Raw genomic sequence first — 25148 nt, forward strand, 5'->3', positions numbered from 1 at the left:
CCAAGCATTTTTCTTTCCCTCTGCCCTCTGCCTTTCTTCGTCAAATTACCCCCCTTAATCTAGGCTGTTGACTCTAGTCAGATATTGAGTCAGAGACTCAATGAATGCATTCCCAGGCGGAGCCTGGGAACGAGAAAATGCTTATCATGTTTATTTTTTTTCTTCTTTGCGAGATGCTAGGCGAAGAAAATCTAATATTTTCATATCAGGAAGATTCAGTCTTTTACTTTTATTTGACTATGCCTAGAGTGATTGAAGAAGGATAGCTATTTGTTTAGGATTTAGCTGTCTTTCTATATTTGCAGATATAGATATATATAAACGCTATGAAGACTTGTATATATAGAAATATATTTCTTCTATAGCCTAGTTCAAATATCAATTTATACCTTGTATTCTTGAACAAAAAGCTTCATGATTTACGAATCAAGCCCATAATTACAGGTTGGTTAACAATGATGCCAATATACTTCATAAAAATTTCTGATTTATAGCAAGATAATATCTCAAGTTTACTCATGTTGGAGTTAGATTAACTGATGCTAGAAGGATGGATTCAAATTGTATTAACTCTACTGATTGTAGTAGCAATTACTCCAGTTTTTGGGCGCTATATGGCGCGTGTATACCTAGAACAAAGTACTTTTCTCGACCCGATTTTGAATCCGGTTGAGCGAGTACTTTATTCTTTGGTTGGGGTTAAAACTAAAGAAAATATGACTGGCTGGCAGTATGGGCGGGCAATTTTATACAGCAACCTAGCAATGGGGTTACTGATTTTCTTGATCATCATGAATCAAGGATGGCTGCCATTAAACCCAACAAAGATAGATGCCCCAACCTGGGATACAGTGCTGCATACAACTATTTCTTTTATTACTAATACCAACCAGCAGCATTATTCTGGTGAAACTTACATGAGCTATGGCAGCCAAATGTGGGGACTTGGTTATCACATGTTTACCTCTGCTGCGACTGGGTTAGCCGTGGGGATTGCCTTTATTCGGGGATTGACTGGTAGATCGTTGGGCAACTTTTATGTAGACTTGATTCGCTCGATTACCCGAATTTTGCTGCCTATTTGTATTGTCGGCGCGATCGCTCTCATGGCAGCTGGCGTTCCCGAAACACTGGCGGGTGTAGCTGTATTCCCCACCTTGGAAGATCCGAATATCAGTCAAGCGATCGCTCGTGGCCCTGTTGCCCATTTTGAAATTATCAAGGAATTAGGGGAAAACGGCGGCGGCTTTTTCGCCATCAACTCGGCACACCCCTTTGAAAATCCCAACGGATTTTCTAATTTGATTCAAATTGTGGCGATGCTTTCGATTCCCACTTCCCTAATCTACACTTATGGGTTGTTTGCAAACAACACTAAGCAAGCTTGGTTAGTCTACGGTATGGTGGGCGTTCTCTATGTAATATTTATCATCGTCACCGCTATTGGTGAATACAACGGCAATCCGGCTGTGAATGCACTGCTGGGTAGTCAGCAACCGAATTTAGAAGGTAAAGAAGTCCGGTTTGGTTGGGCACAATCTGCACTATTTGCAACGAGTACAACTGGTACTATGTGCGGCGCAGTCAACAGTTTACACGACTCATTTATGCCCAACGGTGGTTTTATTACCCTTTCTAATATGTTCCTGCAAATTATTTGGGGTGGACAGGGTACTGGAACCGCTTACTTGTTCGCTTACCTAATTTTGGCTGTGTTCGCCACAGGGTTGATGGTGGGACGCACACCAGAATTTCTCGGACGCAAGATTGAGAAGCGCGAGGTTGTCCTTGCTAGTTTTTTGCTTCTGCTAGTTCACCCGATCGCAATTATGATTCCCGCAGGTATCGCCCTAGCATTTCCCGATCAACTATCAGGAATTAGCAATCCCGGTTTCCACGGCTTTGCTCAAGTTATCTATGAATATGCCTCCGCTGCTGCTAACAACGGTTCTGGCTTTGAAGGCTTGGGAGATTCACAACCTTCACCTTTGGCGATCGCTACAGGTACGGCACCAACTTTAACCGCTTTGTGGTGGAACTTAAGTACCTGCTTCAGTTTACTAGCTGGACGCTATATTCCCATCATCGGTTTGCTGTTTTTAGCAGATAGTATGTCTCGTAAGCAAGCTGTTCCTTATACGACTGGTACATTGCGAACTGATACCGGATTATTTATAGGCGTTACCGCAGGCGTAATTTTAATCTTGGGCGCACTGACATTCTTCCCAGTATTAGCATTAGGCCCCATTGGTGAAGCATTTTTTATCGCCAAAGGTATTGGGTAGGGAGTGGGGATGAGGGGCATTGGTGTTAACTTAAGCTCAAACGCTTATTCTACAGGCGTTTTACCCCCCTTAATCCCCCCTTATAAAGGGGGGAAACCGGAAAATCTTGTTCCCTCCCCTTTATAAGGGGAGGGTTAGGGTGGGGTAACGCAGATCGTGATGAAAAGCCAGAGAACTGAATATCACGTTTTGATAAGGGTTTCACCTTAATTTGACACCAATGGACAAGGGGAATTAGAGACTGATTCATCACTTCAGAACTCTATTCATTGACCTCGGAACTCCGTTTATTGATCTCGGAACTCCGTTTATTGATTTCGGCACTCTGTTTATTGACCTCGGCACTCTGTTTATTGATCTCGGAACTCCGTTTATTGATCTCGGAACTCCGTTTATTGATTTCGGCACTCCGTTTATTGATTTCGGAACTCCATTCATCCACCTCTGAACTCCGTTCATCGACCTCAAAGACTCATGCTCAAAATCTAATCTATGCCAATTACTACTGATTCTCCTTCACCCCGTATTCCATCTGGAACTCGTGACTCGCGCAAACATACCCCCAAAACAGATATGCGGGGGCTTTACCAAAAGGCAATTCGTGAGTCATTTGTCAAGCTTGATCCGCGAATTACTGTCAGAAACCCGGTGATGTTTGTTGTTTGGGTGGGGACAATTGTTACCTTTCTTGTTACCCTCAACCCAAATCTGTTTGGCACAATCCAGGCGGATGTCAACCAACAACGGCTGTTAAACGGGTTAATTACCTTTATTCTCTTTTTCACACTCGTTTTTGCCAATTTTGCCGAAGCTGTGGCTGAAGGACGCGGTAAAGCACAGGCTGATTCGCTGCGATCGACGCGATCGGATACGATCGCTAATAAAATCCTCCCAGATGGTTCCATAGAAAAAGTCAATTCTACGGAACTGCGACGGGGCGATTTGGTAAAAGTGGTTGCAAATAATATGATTCCCGCCGATGGGGATGTAATTAAAGGCATCGGCTCAGTGGATGAGTCGGCGATTACTGGGGAATCTGCCCCTGTATTGAAGCAACCAGGTACAGATATTGCCAGTTCGGTGACAGGTGGTACACGCTTACTCTCCGATGAGTTGACAATTCGTATCAGTGCTGATCCTGGTCAAGGCTTTATCGATCGCATGATTTCCCTGGTAGAAGGGGCAGAACGCAGCAAGACTCCCAACGAGATTGCTTTGACGGTATTATTGGCAGTGTTAACGCAGGTATTCCTAATTGTGGTGGCAACTATGCCTCCCTTCGTGGACTACATCGCCAGCTTTATCAGCACGGCCTTTGGAGTTGAGGCGGGAAACAGTTTGCGGGCGGGTGCTAGCGTTGCTATCTTAATCTCCCTACTGGTAGCTTTAATTCCGACAACTATCGGTGGTTTACTCAGTGCGATCGGCATCGCTGGTATGGATAGAGTTGCCCAGTTTAATGTGATTGCCACCTCTGGACGAGCAGTAGAAGCTTGTGGTGACATCAATACTTTGGTGCTGGATAAGACAGGCACAATCACCTTGGGAAACCGGATGGCTGACGAGTTTATTCCGCTAAATAATCACTCAATCAAAGATGTGGCGCAAGTCTCCCTCGCTGCTAGCTTGTTTGACGAAACGCCAGAAGGCAAATCAATTGTACTTTTAGCAGAAAAATCCCAGGCGGCGGTAGACTTTAACGTTGACAAAGCCGAAGGTGTGGAATTTTCCGCCAAAACCCGGATGAGTGGCACGAATCTACCCGATGGCAAACAAATTCGCAAAGGGGCAGTAGATGCCATTAAGGGATTTGTCCGTTCCCGTGGCGGCGACGTTCCTGATGATATAGATGCAGCTTATGAGCGAGTTTCCCGGTTAGGCGGTACACCTTTAGCTGTTTGCCAAGATGACGAGATTTTTGGTGTCATTTATCTCAAAGATATAGTCAAAGCTGGACTGCGGGAACGATTTGATCAACTCCGCCGCATGGGTGTTAAGACGATCATGCTCACAGGTGATAATCGGATTACCGCTTCGGTGATTGCCCAGGAAGCCGGGGTGGATGATTTCATTGCCGAAGCAACTCCAGAAGACAAAATTGAGGTGATTCGCTCGGAACAATCTCAGGGTAAACTGGTGGCAATGACCGGGGATGGTACAAACGATGCGCCTGCTTTGGCTCAAGCAAACGTGGGTGTGGCAATGAACTCTGGGACGCAAGCTGCTAAAGAAGCTGCTAATATGGTGGACTTAGATTCTGATCCCACCAAGTTGATTGACCTAGTAACGATTGGTAAACAGCTGCTAATTACCCGTGGTGCATTGACAACATTCTCCATCGCCAACGATATTGCTAAGTATTTTGCGATCATTCCCACGATATTTGCCGCTGCTGGAATCGGCGCACTTAATATTATGGGATTAAAGAGTGCCCAATCTGCGATCGTCTCAGCGCTGATTTACAACGCCTTGATTATTCCGGCACTGATTCCGCTAGCACTCAAAGGGGTGAAGTTTTTACCTTTAACCGCAGATCAACTGCTACGTCGCAACATCTTCATCTTTGGTCTTGGCGGCATCGTTGCTCCCTTCATTGCCATCAAACTGATAGATATTATCCTACCTTTGTCTTAATTTACTATGAAACCCGTTCATATCCGCCGCGCAATTGCAGCATCCCAAGTATTAGAAGAAATAACTGAAATCTGGTGTCAGTGGCGTAGACAAAAGCTACCACTGTATTTGTTCTTGGCGATGTGTTTCAACCTCGTGGTTGCACCTCTAGTCTATGGCGCTACTGGTGAACAACTTTCCCGCAGTCAATCTTGGGGATTGGGGCTATTAGGGCTGGTGACACTAGGGCTTTCCATCTATTTATTTTTTGTAATGTTTGTACCGGAGAAATTCTAATGAGTTTTGCACGTGAAGCTAGCAGAGCTATTCGTTCTACCTTGGTACTCTGGGTAATAGTCGCAATTATTTATCCTTTGGCGATGATTGCCATTGGGCAGATTGTGTTTCCCTTTCAAGCAAATGGCAGTCTACTGCAAAATACCACAGGTCAAGTTGTAGGTTCTGCTTTGATTGGTCAACCTTTTAGTAGCGATCGCTATTTTAACAGCCGTCCCAGTACCACCAGTTACAGCACAGCCGATCCCAAAAAGGACGACGCGGGAGTTTTAAGAACCGGAGTTTCCGGTGCTAGTAACTTGGCTCCCAGTAATCCCGCATTAATGGAACGCATCAAAGGAAAAGATGATCCAGATCCCAGTAAAAAAGTTGAAGGCGACTTCAATCGTCTGAAAACAGCAGGTGTACAGCCGAATGGCGATTTAGTCTACACCTCCGGTTCTAGCCTTGACCCCCATATTACGCCCGAAGCTGCGATCGCACAAATTGCACGAATAGCCAAAGCGCGAGGAGTTCAGCCTACCCAATTGGAAACTTTGATTGCTCAAAACACCGATGGACGCTTTCTCGGCATCTTTGGCGAACCTGGAGTTAATGTCTTGAAGTTGAATTTAGCTCTGGATCAGATTAAAGGATAAAGGCATAGGAAATAACAAAAAGGGGGTATTTCTGATTATTGCTACACTTCCTATTCAGAATAATTATCTATAGCAATTCTTAATGATTGCTTAAAATAACAAACTTTAGGTTCCCGATTTATTAAATAGGTCGGGAATTTTTTTATTCAAGAATGATTAATTAAAGCTATAGCACAATACACTTCAGTTAAGGAGACTCGTAGGTTGGGTGAAGCAAAGCGTAACCCAACAAAGCTCTATAAATGTTGGGTTTCGTTCCTAAGCACTACTCCGTTTTAGACTTAACTGAGCAGTATTGGATATGTTTTTTTCGACTACATCAGGATTGCTATATTAAAAATATATCTCTAAATATATGCTTATTAAGCTAATAAATAAACATATATATTCTTTGCTAAATACATATTATATATCTTGAAAATATACCTAATAAAAAGTATTTATTATATAAAATGCTGCACAATAATATGAGAGTTCAAAAAATGCTTTGTGCTGAAAAACAAAAAAGTTTTAGAACCAAGCCTGTTTGGTGTTTTAATCCAATCCAATAGCGTTTACTGCGGTCTTAATTTAACTGAAATAAAGTTACCCAATCAATGCATTTTTCTTGGAATTTTAAGAGAAAGCAAAGTAATTTCGGCAGCAGATAATCCTAATATTTTTGCTGGAGACTACATCTTAGCAGTAGCAACACATCCCATGATGATTCCCGCTCTCAAAGTCACTCTCAAGAAAATTAATTCTGTTTACTATTCACTCAACAATTGCCTACTGGAAGCTAGACCAGCAGCCAGCCAACTTGTTAATTCCGATGACTTAGATATACCAAATAGTTTCAATCCCACATCTTATTAGACAGATGAAAATTTACTTCTTCAAACATTTAATTTAGATAACCTTTGCTGAATGTAATTTCAACTAACTAAAGGTTTTTAATATGCATACCTCGGAGCTTGTCCGACTTGATGTATCCGCCCAAAAAAGTGTTCATAACTCCACCCTGACTGAAGCTAATCTGGCAAAGGCAACAGATAATAACACAAAACCACAGGAAGGTGACATTCCTTTTGTAGCTGTGTTTTTAGCTCACATTTCCTTCATGATTGTTTGGACAATTGTCGTTTATCTCGTTTCATATACCTGTAAAGCTGTACAAGATGCAGCACAAAATGCATCACAAGATAAAGACGAAGTAATAAGCATCAAACATTTACAGCAACATCCCTGTAAAACCTGCCAATTTTTCAACAACAACCATTATCTAAATTGTGCGGTACACCCTGATAATGCTCTAACTAAACAAGCACTTCATTGCTCTGATTACAATCCAAAGTAAGTGAGTCTCTCGCTTGAAAGTTATGCTCTAAGGCTTTTTAAAAATATTCAGAAAGCTACTTAATACCTAAAAAATCAGGTCATCCACCAGGAATAAATTAATGATACAGCCTAATAATGAAGCTAAAAATAGCTTTTTGTATCCGCGCGATCGCTACTACGGTCAAATTAAGCAAAATAACCTAGCATTTAATGTCAACCTCCAAGATTTTGCTCAAAAGATTAGCTACATCACTTGTTTAGAAACTGGTGGTAAACTATCTCCAGAAAAAGCTTTTGGTCAAATTGAAGCACTCTGGAAACAGTTAGAAGATAGTAAAAATAAGCTGGGAATAGACCACGACATATCGATTTAATTTAGTTGACTAATCCTGATGGAAGCGCAACAACAGCGATGCAGTGATTGCTAGGCTGAGAACTTTTAAACTTTATTTCAAAAACCTGAACACATTTTATGAAACACAAAGAAACTGTATTTGTTATTCCAACTCATCGATTAAGAGATGTAGCACAGACCATCGAAAAGTATGATGAGAATTTCTGGGCAAATGGTCATGCTTTAAAAATTATCGTCTTTGATGATTCCAGTATTGCCAACCACGAGAAATATTACCCACTTTTAGAACAGACAAAGACAGTCAATGATGTATTTTATGTCGGCCCCCAGCAGAAAGAGCAATTTATTACATTTTTAAATGAAAGACTGCGGGATAAGAAACTAGAATCACTAGTCAAAAACTTATTCCGACCTAGTTATGGAGGAAATCGCAACTTCACGTTGATGTATACCCTTGGTCATCTAATGGTTAGTGCAGATGACGATATGCGACCAGATGCATTAATTGAAACTAGTCCAGAATCTTTATCAGGTGATGAAATATGTCGAGGAAAATTAATTAAGTCCAGCCAACAAGGCGGCTATGTTCATAAATCTTTTGACTTACTCACAGCTTTTGGTGATGTTCTCGGTCAAAAAGCTAGCCATGTACCGGAAAATTTTGAGGCTGGAGAATTGGTTGTTGATACAGCAATGGATTTAGAAACTAACACTACCAAAGGTTACTTTCGGGAAAACAGCCTTTTATTACAACAGGGGAGAGTATTGAATAATGCAATTGTCAAAATTGCTCAAACTTTTCGCACAGGAACCAATGATATCGATACTCTTGATTTCATTCACATGTATCTAAATGATGAAAACCAAATTAGTCCAAATGACCTGAATGATTTTTATATTCTTACCAATTTTAGACCTGTGATTACTAACAAAAACTGGAGAATGGATTGTGGAGTCGCTGGATATGATAATACGCTAGGTTTACCACCATTTTTTCCTACTCGACTCAGGTTTGAAGATTATATCTACAGGATTTGGATACAGCAAGAAGGAATTGCAGCTGCACACGTTGATGCTGTCCAAAACCATATTAGAAATAACTATATGCGTAATCCTCTAGCTAGCGAACTATTTAATGAAGAAATATGTAGCTTGCTGAAAAAGAAGATTAAAAACAGTGTTTATCATCTTGACGATTTGGGAATCAAGTTTGATTACTCAGGCGAAGTCACTTTACAAGATTCTGAGGAAATTCTGGAAAAAATCTCTGCTATTCACAGGCAAGTAGTCAAAGCCTCAATCTCTACTCAGAATGAAGAACGCAAGCAGTCACTTCAATTATTTGCTGAGAATTTATCGAGAGTCTTCTATGGATTTGAACCAGACTTTTTTCAGCAAAATGTTTCCAGAATTATCGATGATGTTATTAGCCAATTTCACGGTTCTCTAGAAATATGGCCAACTCTAGTGGAAATCTGTTACTTTTACAAAGACAAAAAAGACTTACCACAAATCAGGGTTAAAAACAAGAAAGTAAAATCCAGAAATGGCACACAATCAAGTGAGATATCCGTATAAACGTGATCTTCAACAAACAAACCATCGGCAATATTTGACGATTCTTTTTCTGGTAAAATTTTCTTAGACATAAAAGGATATTTTCAAAGTAGTTGCGTGTAATTTTAGGCACTTGTTGATTATGTTGAAAAGGGGAGAACCTGAATCAAATTCCCCCAATTTAACGGTGATTTTAGGGGGAACTAAAACATTTTGCTACCAACTAGAGGACATTTAAAACATCCTCCAAGGTACTTGCAAATATAAAAAAAATACTCAACTACTTCTTGTGGGGTGGATGCTTGTAGGCAAAAGTGGGCATCCACCCCCAAAAAATTAGATAGTTTTTTGGTGGAAATCCCTTGTGCTAGGATACTTCACAAGCACTAGAGACAAGATTAACCAAAAAAATCTGTCAATAGTCATTGAGAAGTACCTGCAAAACCAGAATCAAGGACTGCAAAGTTAATGGGAGCATCATTTATTAACAAAAGTAGAACCGGAAAATTTAAAGTAGCAGATAACTTAATCTAGGTGCTATTCTGAGTGCAAAAATGTTCTACATGGTAGTTAATTGAGTATGTATGCAAACATTAATTATTGATAACTATGACTCTTATACTTTTAATCTTTACCAGATGATTGCTGAAGTAAATGGGGAGCAACCGCTGGTAATTCGTAACGATCAGCTTAATTGGGATGAATTAAAAGAAATTGCATTTGACAACATTGTGATTTCACCTGGCCCCGGTCGTCCAGAAAGATCAGAAGATTTTGGAATCTGCCGACAAATAATTGAGAACGTTGATGTGCCCTTGCTAGGAGTTTGTCTTGGCCATCAAGGAATTGGCTACCTACATGGTGGAAGAGTGATTTATGCACCGGAAGTTCAACATGGTAGACTCAGTAAAATTTATCATAATGATTCGGCACTATTTCAAGGTATTCCTAGTAATTTTTCTGTGGTGCGTTATCACTCGTTGCTAGTTGCTGATGAACTACCTGAGTGTCTAGAAAAAATTGCTTGGACTGAAGAAGGATTGGTGATGGGATTGCGTCATCGGCATCTACCTTTTTGGGGTGTGCAGTTTCACCCAGAGTCTATTTGTACAGAATATGGGCAAAGATTACTAGAAAACTTTCGAGATATAACGCTGCAATTTATAGAGAAATCGTCAAGGAGGCAGGAGGCAGGAGGCAGGAGGCAGGAGGCAGAAGGCAGGAGAGGGAGCCATGCACAAGGGGTGGGGTCTGAAAGCCTTTTGGCAGAGTCAAGAAGTCCACAAAAGCAATATTGGATTGGATATGGATCTGTTACTCCTGTGATCGATCGACCACACCAAAAACAGGAAGAGAAGTTTGAATTGTATACACGCAAGTTAGATATCTGCCCAAATACAGAACAAATATTTGTACAGCTGTTTGGGGATGCAGTAAATGCTTTTTGGCTAGATAGCAGCCGTGTAGAACCTGGTCTATCTCGCTTCTCCTTTATGGGTGATGGCAGCGGAGCAAACAGTCTATTGGTGCGATATCATACCCAAACGCAAAAACTTATCGTTACACAGTCAGATCGTGTTACTCATCGCAGCGAAAGTATTTTTGAGTATCTCAAACGAGAAATTGACCTCCGAAGTTGCCAAGCTGATGAGTTACCCTTTGATTTTAACTGTGGATTTGTTGGCTATTTTGGCTATGAACTCAAGGCAGAGTGTGGCTCATCATTGGTACATTCTTCACCATTACCTGACGCAATTTTCTTACTTGCCGATCGCATGATTGCCATTGATCACCAAGAACAGTGCCTTTATTTACTGCAATTAATCAAAAAAGGACAAACAGAATCGGTAGAAACTTGGTTTGATACTATCCAACAACAACTGGAAACTTTAGATCCTCTTTCTTCCCTTCTCCCCCAGGAAAATTGTCAGCCAGTTAAGTTCCGTTTGAGTCGTACTTACCAAAATTACATCCAAGATATTCACCAATGCTTGGACGAAATTCACGAAGGGGAAACTTATCAAGTTTGCCTGACGAATCAGCTTTACACCGATGCAACCCCCAATCCATTGACGTTCTATCGGACATTACGTAAAATCAATCCTGCTCCTTACTCTGCATTTTTGCGCTTTGGTGAAATTGCGATGCCTGCGGCGAGTGTAGCGATCGCCTGCTCATCTCCAGAACGGTTTCTAAAGATTGATTGCCAAGGATGGGTAGAAACTAAGCCCATTAAGGGAACCCTACCACGAGGAGAAACCCCCGAAGCCGATTTCATCCTCCGTGAGAAGCTACGCAACAGCGAAAAAGACCGAGCTGAAAATCTGATGATTGTGGATCTGTTACGCAATGATTTGGGACGAGTCTGTGAAGTTGGTAGCATCCATGTACCAAAATTAATGGATGTAGAAACATACACAACAGTACATCAGTTGGTGACAACAGTACGCGGGCGGTTATGTTCAGACTTACAAGCGGTGGATTGTGTGCAGGCTTCATTTCCCGGAGGATCGATGACTGGTGCGCCCAAAATCCGCACCATGCAAATTATTGATCGCCTAGAACAAGAGGCGCGGGGAGTGTATTCAGGAGCGATCGGCTTTTTGGGCTTGAATGGTTCAGCCGATTTGAATATTGTCATTCGGACTGCTGTTTTGACTCCTCATCAAACCTCTATCGGTATCGGTGGCGGGATTATAGCGCTTTCTGACCCGGAGATGGAGTTTCAGGAAACGCTGCTTAAAGCCAAAGCCTTAATCGACGCTTTGGTTCTGACCATTCAGGGAACATTTGAGCCAGATATAGGAATCCGCTTTGATTTCTGAACTAATTTGCGTGGTGCGCGTTCGCGGAGCGTGTCGCAGACAAGCGCAGCGCAAGCGCGATAGGCAGGCAATAGGCAACAGTCAAGAAGGCTTCTTAGTTGTACTGAGTTTTTTCAGAAATCAAATATGAGTCCTATATGTATCCCATTCTAGGATTAGAAAAAACAACTGCTGATAGTTATGAAAAATTGACTACCTAAATCTGAGGAAGCATTTGCTGTAGTTCGTAATTTATGGATTGGAGGTAAACTCACTCATGAATCATCTCTCTGAATTTAGACAAGAAATCGATATTCTGAATTCTGACTCGTGAATTGTGTTTAGCTCAAAAAGCTGCATCAATTTTCAACCATTTCTTTGCCATTGCGGCAAAGTAAAAGTTTCAGCCAATTTCACAATTCTCTATAAATATGACCAACTCTAGTGAAAATCTACTATTCTACCAAGATAAAAAGCAATATAGTTCAGTTAAGGCTAAAACTCTTTGTTAAAGTCAATTTTTTTAACTTAGACGCAAAGCAGCTTGCCGCAGCAGCAAAGGACGCATGGATATGACGTGGTTTCCCGTACCACTTCGTGGAAGCAAGCTACGCGCAGTATTTCCGTCAGCAGAAGGAGAAGGATAGGACGCAAAGAGAAGCAAGAAATGCTTAACTGAACTGTATTTGATATAAAAAGGCTCTACCAAAAACCAGAGTTAAAAACAAGAAGCTAAAGTCCATAAATGGCACAAAATAGAGCTAAATTCCCGGATAAACACGACCTTTGGCAAACAAGCCATCAGCAAGACTTTACGATTCTTTATCCAGGAAAATTTTCTTAGATATAGCTTAGATCACTACAATCTGATAAGATTTCCAACAAGTAGAATAATTGCTTGTTCTCTTTTTCTTAAACCTACTGAGTTGGGTTATTTTTTGGGAAAGGAAAATAAAAAATGTCTCATCTATTGTGGAAAACTCTGGTACTAAGTCCAGTAGTTTTGGGAGTGACGGTGTTGGTTTCCGCTAAGGCTATGGCTACTGAAGTAGCAAGCTTTTCTGAAGATCCAAAGGTAAAATACGCTCAGACAGAAGCACCAGAAGCGATTGGTACTTCACTATCGATCAAAACAGAACAACCAAAAATTAATCAGCAGTTATTTGCCCAAGCAAAGACTGATGGAAATCAGGTTTTAGAACAAGTTAATCGCTACAGCAGCGAAGGCAAGAATCAGAATTCACTGTCTCAAGTCACATCAGTTTCTCAGTTTTCTGATGTACAGCCGACTGATTGGGCATTCCAAGCTTTACAATCCCTAGTTGAACGCTACGGCTGTATAGCAGGATACCCAAATTCCACTTATCGCGGCAACCGGGCACTGACTCGTTATGAGTTTGCCGCAGGTTTGAATGCTTGTTTAGATCGGGTTAATGAACTGATTGCGACGGCAACTGCTGACTTGGTGTCAAAACAGGATTTGGCGACCCTCCAGCGTTTGCAAGAGGAATTCTCGGCAGAATTGGCAACTTTGCGTGGTCGAGTAGATTCTCTAGAAGCACGAACTGCTGAACTAGAAGCAAATCAGTTTTCTACTACCACCAAATTGGTGGGTGAAGCTATTTTTGCCGTTACTGACATCTTTGGCGGTAATACTGGCGATGCGAACAATACTGTCTTCCAAGATAGGGTGCGTTTAGACTTGCAAACCAGCTTCACAGGTAAAGACGTTTTACATACCCGTCTTTCAGCCGGTAATGCAACAGCTTTCTCACAAGTAGGAAATGATGATGTTCTTATTAGTGGTACTGCTGAAGGCACACAAACCTTTCAACTCAACGGTGGAAGTACAAATAACAGTGTCGTTATAGACTGGCTGGCGTATTACGTACCCATAGGCCCAGCCCAAGCTTACTTTGCAGCCACCGGAGGTATTCATAGCGATTATGCTGCCACCAACAATCCTTACTTTGAGGACTTTGATGGTGGTAATGGTGCATTGTCTACCTTTGCTTCAGAAAGCCCCATCTATCGGATTGGTGGTGGTGCAGGTGCAGCCCTGACTTTACCCTTTGGTAGCGGTGGCAGCTTTTTCAAACCAAGTTCACTGACTGTAGGCTACTTAGCGTCAAATGCTAATAATCCTGGAGTAAGTCAAGGTTTGTTGGAAGGTAACTATGCAGCTCTGGGGCAGTTGAACTTTAGTGTTGGCGATCGCTTGGCGATCGCTGCTACCTACGTTCACGGTTATCATGGTGCTGGAAGTGGTGGTTTATTTGATGCAGGTGGTGGTTTGACTGGCACTAGCCGCGTCGTAGGTACCAATCAATCTAACACCCTAAGTGCCCTAGACGGATCTGCCAGTAATTCATACGGGATATCGGCAGCCTTTAGACCCAGCGACAAATTATCAGTTAGTGGCTTTGTTTCTTACCACGATGTCACAGGCTTTGGTGCTGATGATGATTATGAAGCTTGGAGCTATGGTCTTGGCATAGCCTTGCCTGACTTCGGTAAACAGGGTAACGTTTTAGGTATTTTCGCTGGTGCAGAACCCTATGCCTTTAACCGACCAGGTTTAACTGGTAATGATGTGCCTTATCACATTGAAGGATTTTACAAGTATCGCGTGTCAGATAACATCTCAATTACCCCTGGTGTCATCTGGTTGACCTCTCCTGGTCAAAACAGTGATAACGACGATGCAATTATCGGTACGTTGAGAACAACTTTCACCTTCTAAAGGTTTACAGCAAATTGCTGTAGGGGCTGACAACTAGCTCATTGGAAGTCTGTAAATACAAGGGACGGGCAAGATGCCCGTCCTAAAAACCAGCAAAATCATCCCGCAAATATAGCAATCCTAAATGAGTTGTGAAAATGCGCGATGTCCAGATCCCCGACTTCTTCGAGAAGTCGGGGATCTAATTTTTTACGAATGATTTAGGATTGCTATATACAACGCCCGGTATAACAGACGCGACAAAAATACTGGTCAACATAATTCGTAAATAAATCAAGGTACTTGTATCTTTCTTTAATTACGAATTACGAATTACGAATTAGTAATTATTTGGTCAGTCTCTTATTGTTCTAACATTTGGAAGAATCGGGTAAAGTAATCTGGAAAGGTCTTAGCTGTACAGCCAGGATCTTGAATTACAATCCCTGGAACCTTTAAGCCAGTGACAGCAAAAGCCATCGCCATTCGATGATCGTGATAGGTTTCAATCGCCGCCGGGGTAATGGGGCCAGGCTCAATTTTCAGTCTATCTGCGAATTCTTCAACCTTCACTCCTAGCCGACGCAACTCTGTGACCACAGCTTTAATCCGGTCGGTTTCCTTATATCGAATATGTTCCACGTTACGAATGGTAATCGGTGAACTAGCAAAGGGTGCGATCGCTGCTAATGTTTGCACCAAATCCGATATATCATTCATATCAATGTCGATGCCTTGCAATTGCTTCGGCCCCGTCACTTCGGTGTAATCATCGGAATCATTAATTTGGCAACCCATCTGTTCTAAAACATTCAGCCAGAGAATATCACCCTGACAGGATTGCTTGGTCAAATGTTTGACGCGCACTCGTCCACCCGTGACGGCGGCAGCAGCGAAAAAGTAAGAGGCATTTGACGCATCGGGTTCTATTGTGTAATGTCGAGCTTGGTAACGTTGACCCGCTTTAATCTGAAATTGATTATCACCGATTTGAATCACCTCAACGCCAAAATCTGCCATTAGACGACAGGTCATTTTGACGTAAGATTGAGAAACTAATGTCCCTTCAACCTCAATGCTTGTATCCTGTTGAGCATACGGCGCAATCATCAGCAATGCCGAAAGTTGCTGACTTGTTTGGTTGGCTTTCAAGCGAAAATTTCCGCCAGTGAATCCCTGGCTATAGAGGGTGTAGGGCATAAACCCGGAGTTTCCCTCGAAGTTAACAGTTGCTCCACTCGTTTCAAGCACCGTCAGCAAATCGCCCATCGGACGTTCTCGCATTCGAGGAACGCCATCTAGCCGATATTCGCCGTTACCCAATGCCACCAGCGCCGAGATAAACCGTGCTGCTGTACCTGCCAAACCCACAAATAAATCTGCCTGTTTAGCTGGGATTTCACCTCCCCTTCCTGCAATTTGAATTTGAGCCAGATTGGGATTCAAAGTAATGGGAATGCCCAATTGCTCTACACATTTGGCAAAATACTCGCTGTCTTCACTAAATAAGGCATTTTCTAAAAGGGAGTCACCTTGCGCCAAAGCTGCAACAAGTAACGCCCGATTGGTAAGACTTTTAGAACCGGGAATTTCTACCGTGGCATCCACTGGCCGATTTAAAGCAGGAATTGCAATGGTATCCACGTTAAACCTCTACGTAGGCGGTCAGCTACAACTTTATATATTGCCATATTGTGAGCAAAAGGGGTGCTTCTTCTTCCTTCCCTAGTACCGCACGCCATGAAGAGTCCTGAGTATGGTGTACCTCCTCACCTAACTGTCTGAAGAAAGCAACACTCACTGACATCCTTTCATGAGTTAGAGGTTTGTTAATCTATAGGACACACCTTTATTCCTTCTTCCCAGTCCCCAATCCCCAGTCCCCAGTCCCTTACCTCTACGAGTGATTCAGAAATCAAAGATGCTCGTTTGCGTAGCGTGTCGTAGACAAGACTCGCTATCGGATTGCTATAGACTTCTTGCAGAAGTGGGTAAAGGGGAAGGTGGGGCCCCCTCTGGGGATAAGGGGCAGGGGGAAAGGATGGAATTTTCCCTTTCCCTTTAACCTTTAACCTTTCCCCAACATCTTGCAAAAGTTACTTTTGCAAGATGTCTTATAAATACTTCTCAATGTCATCCAGTACAGCATGAGCGGCAAGAAAATCAAACCCATACCAACTCTGAAAATCTACAGGAAATACTTGTTTGTTTTGGACAGCTTTAACTTTAGACCATAAGGGTTTTCCCCGAAGTTTTTCTAAAGTAGAACAATCATTTTTTTGATAACATCCGATAAAAATAACATCACTATCAATTTCAGAAAAACTTTCCTCGGAAATGGGCAAGGATAAATTATTAGATGATTGGGGAGATAGCAGTCCAATATCATTTAAAATTGTGCCAGAAAAGGACTTTTTCATACCAAGATATACTCCTCCAGAGTTGACATATACAAATGATGCCAGAAATGGCTGAGGACGATTATTCTGTAATCTCTGTTTTAGTTTTTCAACTCTTTGAGAGTAGCCATTTAAGAGTTGAGTCGCTACCTCTGTTTTGTCAAAAACTTTTGCAGTTTCTTTTAAGTGTTGTTTCCAATCTCGTGAAATCTCTGCCCAAGGAACTAATACGGTAGGAGCAATTTGTGATAATTGCTTGTACTGCCGTCGTGATGACGGATCTGAAGGACTAATTATTAAGTCGGGCTTAAGTTGCAGAATTTTCTCTAAATTGGGTTGGCTAGTAGAATAACTATGTAAAACAATTCCTTTGATTCTTTCTGCTAAATAAGGGGGAACTTCGGAATTGATTTCTGTCCGAGACCATATTGTTGCTGCCATTGGCTTGATACCCAAAGCAACGGTTTCACCAAGACTCAGGATATCTAAAGCTACAATTCGTTGAGGATTGAGTGGAACGCAGGTTTCCCCCATTGGATGTTTTATAATTCGACAATTTTCCGCTGAAGATGTTGGAGATATGGCATCTTGATAGTTACTTTGGCTACAGGCACAAACAAGTATAAATGCCACAATTCCCAGACATAGCAGATAGGTGAGACGGCGTAGAAACCTCTTCATGAAAACCCTGATTTTTTAAAACGTCCAAGAAATAGTTCCCTGCACAGTAAATGGCGCACCTGGAGAGACTCGCAATCGATTGAAGGCATTTTCAAAATAATCCACATTAAAGAGGTTTTTGATATTGATCGCAGCACGTAATCTGTCTTGCTTGTAGAAGATAGCAGCATCAGTTGTTAAATAGCTGGGTACTTCAAATGTATTTCCAGCATCTCCGGCGCGATCGCCTACATAAAAAAGTCCCAAACCAAAGCCCAAACCTTGTAAGTTTCCTCGTTGAATTTCATAGGTCGTCCATAAGCTGGCAGCATGGGGAGTTGTCTGCAATGCCCGGTTCCCGACTGGAATTATATTATCTTTAGTGACGCGGGCATCGTTGTAAGCATAGCTAGCAAAGATGTTCCATCCTGATAAAATTTCACCCGCCAGACTGAGTTCGATTCCTTGACTACGCTGTTCTCCAGTTTGAACAGAAAAGCCTAAGTTATCTGGATCGTCAGTTACAATATTCGATTGGGTAATATCGTACAACGCCAATGTAGTTGAAAGCCTGTCATTCAAATCTGCTTTGACTCCAATTTCAAACTGAGTCCCCTTGGTTGGCTTAAATTCACTCTCATCAAAGGCTCGACCAATTGCTGGCTGGAACGATTGACTGTAGTTAGCATAGAGAGAAATAGGCGGGATTGGCTGATATAGAATGCCCACACGGGGACTAAAGGCACTCCCAGATTGACTTGTTTCTGTATCTGCGAGAAAGTCTTTGTCAGTTTGCTTGAAGTTATCAAATCGACCACTGAGGAGCAGCTTTAAATTGTCTGCAATTGTTACTTGATCTTGCACGATAAAGCCAAGCTCATCGGTCACGGTATTGGTATCAGATTCAAATGTAATTGCACCAGGTAGCTGACCATAAATCGGATTGAACAAATCAAGTGGAGCAATTTCTCGATCAATACCGCTAGAATCTATACTTTGTCTGCCCAAATCAAAGCCAAATAGTAATTGATGTTTAATTGAGCCAGTTGCAAACTTACCAATAACATTGGTCAAAAGCCTATAGTCGCGTTGATCGTAGAGTCCTTCTATGTAGATTCTCTCCAAAGTGCGATTATCATCTAAAAGCCCTACGGGGAAAGTGCCTAAATCAGGAGAATAAAACCTGCTATATTGAAATGAATTTTTAAATGACCAAGCCTCACTAAATTTATGCTCTAATGTGTACCCAATTCTAGAAACTTCGGTGTTAATGCTACCTTCATTTACGTTGCGATCGCGGGGTATTTTGCCATTAGGGTTAGAAAGTATTGTTCCAATTGCAGGCAAGCCAAAACTAATTCCTTCAGATTTTATGTTTTTGTAAATGCCTTCAACAGTTAGATTTGTATTCTCCCCAAGTTCAATACTCACTACCGGTGCAATCACTAGATTTCTAGCTTTGCTAGAGTCAATGAAAAACTCTTGATCTCGGTATGAGGCGTTAAGCCGATATAGTACTTTCTTTGCATCGTCTAACGGCCCAGACAGATCCACTTCACCACGGTAAAAGTTAAAATTACCAATAGTTGCTTCGGCAAAGTAGTAAGGATCGCGCAGGGGTTGTTTGGTCACAAAGTTAACCGTTCCCCCTGGTGATGATGAACCAAATAAAATAGAGTTTGGGCCTTGCAGGACTTCTATTCTTTCAATTCCTGTAAGATCAGGCCCAAGGTTAGAAGATAAAGAGTCTTTGAAACCGTTTAGCGTAGGCTGGGTAAAAAATCCTCGAACTCGTATCCGCAATGTTTCAAAATTAGTTGGAGATGAAGTGCGGACGCTTGGGGCATTAATAAGCGCACTGGAAATATCAGCGCGTTGATCGCGCAGCACTTCTTGAGGAATAACCTGAATCGATTGGGGAAGGTCACGTAGAGGTGTATCAGTTCTTGTCCCAGTGGTGGTATTCGTGACGCGATACTTGTCTTCCTCCCCTGTTACCACCAACTCAATTGGTTCATCATCTGGCGCTGCTGGTTCCTCTTGCGGTGTTTCACTTGTTGGCTGCTGTGGTGGCTGCATTGCAGTTGCAGCAGGTGTCACACCAAAAATCAGCCCTTCATCTCCATCAAATAACTCAACTATTGGGAGTTCAGTCTCCCCCGTTACTGTCACCTGGATAGTATTATTATCTTGATTAACTACCAATACTTCCGCAATTCCGGCAAATGGTTTTTCTTGGCGAAATGTATTACCACCCTCATAACGCAATTGCGAATTGGGAACATTGATAATTAATTTATTGGCTTCATTCTTCTGAACAGGCTGGAGAGTATCACTTTTAGTTGTTTCTAAAATTATCTCAACACCTTTTTCGGTTTTGGTGATGCGTACCCCTGTAACTTCTACTATTGCCTCTACACCGGGGTTCTGAGTTAATAACAGTGCGGCCTTCGTCTGGGGAAGTTCTACCTCACTCAACTGGGGAATAGTTGATATAACTTTGCGTTTATCTCTAACATTTACTGAATTTACTCCATCAGTTTCAGCCAACACTGACTGTGTTACGAGTATAAAAAATGAGGCTGTAAACATCAGCCCAGAAAGCGATTTTATTAATCTCATCACCAAATCTCCCTCACACCAACATATTCATCAGACTTTTGACCCCTTTCCCGTTACAGGTTAGGGTATTAGACCACTCCATCTATCCCCACAAGCTGTTAAGAATCTTTCTTAACTAAACTAGTAGTTTATGTACAATAAGGGATTCAGATTTCTAATTTGAACGCTAGAGGGATTTTTTTTGAACGCTAGAGGGATTTTTTCTGAATGCTAGAGGGATTTGTGATGATGTTGAAAGTATTGTTTGGGATTCAATCCAAATTTTTTGCGAAAAGCTAAAGCAAAGTAACTGCGACTGTCAAAGCCTACCCTAAATGCTACTTCTTCAATCTTCATATCTCCTAATGCTAAAAGTTGTTTCGCTTTTTCCAGGCGATAGTTGTGCAAATATTTGAACGCAGATGTCCCGAAAACTTGACGAAACCCACGCTTCAATTTAAATTCATTTATCCCTACTTGTCGTGCTAAGTCTATCAGGCTGGGTGGATTTTCTAGATTACCCAACAAAATTTCTTTAGCTTGGTAAATTCTCTCAACATCTCTCAAATTCTTCCCTGGAAAGCTATGATTACGTATCTCCTGCTCCTGAATTTGCTGAAAATGAAGCGTAATCAATTCTATTGCTTGACTTTCCAAATACATTCGCTTCATTAAGCCTTGATAGGGACAGTTGAGGATATTATATAAGACTTTCCACATTTGCTGTGTGATTTCCCCTTGCTGGTAGTAAGGCTGTACCTTACCATTCATCACTGCTTGGCGCAGGGAAATTGGTATTTGTTCTAATTCTTCTTCGCCAAAACTTTGAAAAAATTCCTGCGGTTCGATTTTCAGATAAATTCGTGAAAACTTCTCACCAGCTTTCCAGCATTCAGTTTCTTTGATGTCACAGTTACATTCTGAATAATATTTGCCTACTATTTCGTCTGTCTTGTCAGTTAAACCGTGGCGTTCAATTCTCACTTTTCCTGAGAGAAAAAAACTCAAGCCAAATTGAGATTTATCAAAAATATCTCTAAGCCACACAATATCATCAGTAAACTCTTCCTGATGTATTGAAATAGATAGTCCATTACGTAATTCTGACCAGCACTGAAAGGTATGAGAGACATCTAGAAGTTTCCCTTTACGGGTAGTTTCAAAACCCTTTGATTGAAAAGAAGCGTGACCATTTTGCTCACTTTCTGCCCATAATTCTTGCCAATCTGTATCTGTAAGAATTTTTGTCATAGTTTAATAATAATTACTGTCATTATCAAGCTGATATATGATTGAAACTAAAGCGCTTTTTCAAGTTATCCGAAAGGAAACACCTAAATACTGGATGCAATGCTCAGTGAAAATTGACAAGTCAGCGCTTGTGCGATGCCTGCGGCGTTGGCCTAGCGTCTCGAAGAGACGTAGCTAACGCTCCAACAGTCAGTACCCTAACTGGCTATATCCTTAAATAAGAAAGATTCTTAATTGTTGCACGAAATTTACTGTAAGAAAAGTAACTGTGTATCAAGCCGCTTGTCGTGCTGCTAAATCCTAAACCATCCAATTTTTTGTAATTATTTTTACTGCCAATTTAATTGTTCAGTGTTTGTGCTGTTATCTCTTGCCAATACCCAATAGTTCGTAGTTGAGTGCAAAATCTGATCTTGCTTTTGGGAATACTCTATTTATTCACCTGACTAATCTAAAACCCAGGCATTATCAATATGAAATGGATTAAACCATCTCTATATTTTGTAGCCTTTTCTTTACCTTTGTGTTTGCTTTCTGCTTTAACAGCGCAGGTACAGGCTCAGTCGTACCATTCCAGTAAAACTTGGCAAATTAGTCAGACATTTAAGCCACCACAACGGGGAAAACCTCCAGCAAGTGCTGGTGGTTCTACCCGTGGTAACTCTTGCCTAACAGGGAAAAAACTTATAATTCCCTTAACACCTCCAGATAAATTAGGGCTGACATTTGCTCAACGTCCAACATTTTTCTGGTATGTACCTCCATCTCAAGTCAAAACAGCCAAGTTTCTGCTGCTAGCTGAAGACCAGAACGTATTTTATGAAACATCTTTTACACTACCGAATAAACCAGGAATTGTTAGCTTCAAACTTCCTGACAGTGCCCCTGCACTCGCTGTAGGTAAAACTTATCATTGGTATTTAACAATTGTTTGTAATACTCAAGACTCTAGTACAAATCCTACTGTAGATGGTTGGGTGGAACGCACTCAACCAGGAACATCTTTATCGGAGACGTTAGCAAAGGCAAATTTGTACAAGTTGCCCACCATCTATGCGGAAGCTGGGATTTGGCATGAAGCGTTGACTAGTTTGGTGCAGCTACGCCAGACTGAACCGAATAATTTAAAGGCGAGGCTGGATTGGAGACAATTTTTCAAGTCAGTAGGTTTGAGTGCGATCGCTTCAGAACCATTGATCGATTGTTGCACATCTAAGAATTCACCACCAAATTAAACAAGGACATTGGGCACAAAGAGAATTCTCAACTCCTAACTCAGCACTCAGCACTCAGCACTAAATATTATGTGGGCAAAGCTGAAACCGCAAATCTGGCAATGGCGTGGTGTTTTACTTGCTGTTCCCAATATTACAGCCTTGGTGATTGCACTACGCTTGACTGGATTACTGCAATTGTTGGAACTAGCAGCACTGGATCAATTTTTTCTTCTCCGTCCACGAGAGTCGGCTGATACTCGCATCGTCATAGTTGAGATTAATGAGGCAGATGTGCGTAAACAGGGACAGTGGCCTATGTCTGATGGAAAACTTGCCAGTTTGTTAGAGAAAATCAAACAGCAGCAACCTAGAGCGATTGGTTTAGATATTTATCGTGATTTACCTGTCAATCCCGGTCATCAAGACTTACTTAAGGTGTTTAAGTCTACTCCCAATTTGATTGGAGTCCAAAAAGTCTCGGATACTATTGATAGTTCGGCGGTTGATTCGTCTCCAGAACTGAAAAAACTTAATCAAGTGGGGTCGAATGATTTACCTATAGATGGAGATGGCAAAATTCGGCGAGCATTATTGTACGTAAATTTAAATAATGACGAGATTCTCGAAAGCTTTGGGTTGAAACTGGCATTGCTGTACTTGAAACCTGAAGGTATTACCGCGAAACCATCAGCAACTAACTCTAATTACTTGCAATTAAATCGGGGTGTTTTCCCAATTTTTGAAGCTAATGATGGAGGTTATATCCGAGCCGATGCGGGGAGTTACCAAGTGCTGTTGAACTATCGAGGACGCATACAGCAGTTTACTAAAGTCTCTCTTACCGCAGTACAAGAGAACTCTATCCCACGAGACTTAATGCGAGACAAGGTGGTATTAATTGGTGCTACCGCTGAGAGTTTGAAGGATCTATTTTATACGCCTTACAGCAGTAATGTATTGACTGACCCGGAACGGATGGCGGGTGTAACAATTCATGCTAATTTGATTAGTCAAATTTTAAGTGCGGCAATGGATGGTCGTTCACTAATTAAGTGTTTACCTGAGTCGCTAGAATGGCTATCAATTTTGATTTGGTCAATTATTGGTGCTAGCTTGTGTTGGCTACAACGCCACAGTAGCAACCAGAAAACCCTCATGGCTGTTAGTGTTTTATTGGCAGGTGGCGGTTTACTTGGTGGTAGTTTTCTGGCGTTTTTGGCTGGTTGGTGGATTCCCGTTGTCCCTTCAATGCTGGCATTTGCAGGTTCTGCGATCGCACTTACTCAGTATATTGCTCAAAGTGCTACCGATATGCGAAAAACCCTCGGACGCTATCTAACTGATGAAATCGTTGCCAATATCCTGGAAACTCCTTCTGGGTTAAAGCTAGGGGGAGAACGAAGAAAAGTTACGGTTCTTGTGTCTGACTTAAGAGGATTTTCGGCTATTTCTGAACAATTACCACCTGAAGAAGTAGTAAATATTTTGAATCTTTATCTGGGAACAATGACAGATGTGATTAACCAGTATAAAGGCACGATTAATGAGTTTATGGGTGATGGGATTTTTGTAATATTTGGTGCGCCAATTAGTCGCAAAGATGATTCCCAACGAGCGATCGCCTGTGCTATTGCGATGCAATTGGCAATGCAGCAAGTGAATGAACAAAATCGGCAAATGAATTTCCCAATCCTCGAAATGGGAATTGGAATTAATACAGGTGAAGCTGTGGCGGGAAATGTTGGTTCTCAAAAACGCGCTCAATATACAGTTATTGGCAGTCATGTTAATTTGGCTGCCCGAATAGAGTCTTATACCGTGGGAGGACAGATTTTAATTTCCGAAAATACATGTAAGGATGCTAATATTGACCTCCACATTGCTGGGCAACTACAAATAGAACCCAAGGGGATAAAACACCCTGTGACAATTTGTGAAATTCGTGGCATTGGTGGTCAATATAATTTATTCTTGCCTGAAGATGATAAAGAAATTGTCATTCTCAATCAAGAAATACCTGTGGAATACACTATTTTGCAGGGAAAACATGCAGTGGGAACAATATTTCTGGGAGCATTGATTAGTCTCTCAGAAAAAGGGGCACAATTGCAATCACCGCATTCTTTAGAACTCTTGAGTAATCTCAAACTCAAGCTATTGATTGAAGCAGCAATGGCTACAGAAGAAGAACATATCTATGCCAAGGTGATTCAACAATCTAATGTTGACGAGCATCTTTTTCTGCTTCGGTTTACAGCTATTCCCCCAAAAGTGAGTGCAATTCTCAATGCACTGCTTCAGCCTGGGTGAAATTAGGGCATCAATATTGGAATGGTAAAGAAGGGAGGTGTATGTCAATAGGGTAAACCGAAAAAGTAGGTACTCTAGCTTTTTTTAAAACAGTAACAATTGTTGCTGATAGAACCAGGCGA

General features: G+C 41.6%; 16 protein-coding genes. 12 read left to right on the top strand and 4 right to left on the bottom strand.

The features are described from left to right. The first annotated feature begins 539 nt into the window (after nucleotides 1-539). From kdpA to ACWATR_RS00615, 10 genes are all read left to right on the top strand, one after another. Nucleotides 540-2285, top strand: a complete 1746-nt coding sequence (kdpA, locus tag ACWATR_RS00570; RefSeq protein ID WP_460328489.1) for a potassium-transporting ATPase subunit KdpA — start codon at nucleotides 540-542, stop codon at nucleotides 2283-2285. Between the two features lie 492 nt (nucleotides 2286-2777). Then, nucleotides 2778-4919, top strand: a complete 2142-nt coding sequence (gene kdpB, locus ACWATR_RS00575; RefSeq protein ID WP_460328491.1) for a potassium-transporting ATPase subunit KdpB — start codon at nucleotides 2778-2780, stop codon at nucleotides 4917-4919. Between the two features lie 6 nt (nucleotides 4920-4925). Continuing rightward, nucleotides 4926-5195, top strand: a complete 270-nt coding sequence (locus ACWATR_RS00580; protein ID WP_420759429.1) for a potassium-transporting ATPase subunit F — start codon at nucleotides 4926-4928, stop codon at nucleotides 5193-5195. Then, nucleotides 5195-5833, top strand: coding sequence for a K(+)-transporting ATPase subunit C (gene kdpC / locus ACWATR_RS00585; protein ID WP_460328495.1), 639 nt, complete (start codon nucleotides 5195-5197; stop codon nucleotides 5831-5833). The genes ACWATR_RS00580 and kdpC overlap by 1 nt, the downstream gene beginning before the upstream one ends. A gap of 489 nt (nucleotides 5834-6322) precedes the next feature. Next, entirely contained in the window at nucleotides 6323-6688 is a 366-nt protein-coding gene (locus ACWATR_RS00590; RefSeq protein ID WP_460328498.1) for a TrkA C-terminal domain-containing protein, read from the top strand. An 82-nt stretch (nucleotides 6689-6770) separates the two neighbouring features. Continuing rightward, nucleotides 6771-7169, top strand: coding sequence for a hypothetical protein (locus ACWATR_RS00595; RefSeq protein WP_460328500.1), 399 nt, complete (start codon nucleotides 6771-6773; stop codon nucleotides 7167-7169). Between the two features lie 100 nt (nucleotides 7170-7269). Next, nucleotides 7270-7524: a DUF7219 family protein gene (locus ACWATR_RS00600; protein ID WP_460328503.1), complete on the top strand. Its 255-nt coding sequence runs from the start codon at nucleotides 7270-7272 to the stop codon at nucleotides 7522-7524. A gap of 98 nt (nucleotides 7525-7622) precedes the next feature. Continuing rightward, nucleotides 7623-9083 carry a hypothetical protein gene (locus tag ACWATR_RS00605; RefSeq protein WP_460328505.1) on the top strand — a complete coding sequence of 487 codons (1461 nt, stop codon included), beginning with the start codon at nucleotides 7623-7625 and terminating at the stop codon, nucleotides 9081-9083. A 563-nt stretch (nucleotides 9084-9646) separates the two neighbouring features. Further along, nucleotides 9647-11887: an aminodeoxychorismate synthase component I gene (pabB, locus tag ACWATR_RS00610; RefSeq protein WP_460328508.1), complete on the top strand. Its 2241-nt coding sequence runs from the start codon at nucleotides 9647-9649 to the stop codon at nucleotides 11885-11887. A gap of 937 nt (nucleotides 11888-12824) precedes the next feature. After that, nucleotides 12825-14609, top strand: coding sequence for an iron uptake porin (locus tag ACWATR_RS00615; RefSeq protein ID WP_460328510.1), 1785 nt, complete (start codon nucleotides 12825-12827; stop codon nucleotides 14607-14609). 342 nt (nucleotides 14610-14951) lie between these two features. Here ACWATR_RS00615 and aroA read toward each other — a convergent pair whose 3' ends face one another. The 4 genes from aroA to ACWATR_RS00635 form a co-directional block, all read right to left on the bottom strand. After that, the gene (gene aroA, locus ACWATR_RS00620; protein WP_460328513.1) at nucleotides 14952-16232 is read right to left on the bottom strand and encodes a 3-phosphoshikimate 1-carboxyvinyltransferase; all 1281 of its coding nucleotides are present in this window, start codon (nucleotides 16230-16232) and stop codon (nucleotides 14952-14954) included. A 470-nt stretch (nucleotides 16233-16702) separates the two neighbouring features. Continuing rightward, nucleotides 16703-17668: an iron-siderophore ABC transporter substrate-binding protein gene (locus ACWATR_RS00625; protein WP_460328515.1), complete on the bottom strand. Its 966-nt coding sequence runs from the start codon at nucleotides 17666-17668 to the stop codon at nucleotides 16703-16705. 15 nt (nucleotides 17669-17683) lie between these two features. Next, nucleotides 17684-20269 (bottom strand): TonB-dependent siderophore receptor, encoded by a 2586-nt coding sequence (locus ACWATR_RS00630; protein ID WP_460328517.1) that lies wholly within the window; start codon nucleotides 20267-20269, stop codon nucleotides 17684-17686. Between the two features lie 210 nt (nucleotides 20270-20479). Next, entirely contained in the window at nucleotides 20480-21499 is a 1020-nt protein-coding gene (locus ACWATR_RS00635) for a helix-turn-helix transcriptional regulator (RefSeq protein WP_460328519.1), read from the bottom strand. A gap of 473 nt (nucleotides 21500-21972) precedes the next feature. Here ACWATR_RS00635 and ACWATR_RS00640 point away from each other — a divergent pair, with 473 nt between their 5' ends. Together ACWATR_RS00640 and ACWATR_RS00645 are read left to right on the top strand one after the other, a co-directional pair. Continuing rightward, complete coding sequence (locus tag ACWATR_RS00640) at nucleotides 21973-22734, top strand: DUF928 domain-containing protein (protein WP_460328521.1); 762 nt, start codon at nucleotides 21973-21975, stop codon at nucleotides 22732-22734. Nucleotides 22735-22803: 69 nt separating this feature from the next. Beyond that, on the top strand, nucleotides 22804-25026 hold the full coding sequence (locus ACWATR_RS00645; protein WP_460328523.1) for a CHASE2 domain-containing protein: 2223 nt from the start codon (nucleotides 22804-22806) through the stop codon (nucleotides 25024-25026). The last annotated feature ends 122 nt before the right edge of the window (nucleotides 25027-25148 follow it).

The sequence above is a fragment of the Nostoc sp. UIC 10890 genome, from assembly GCF_054786515.1.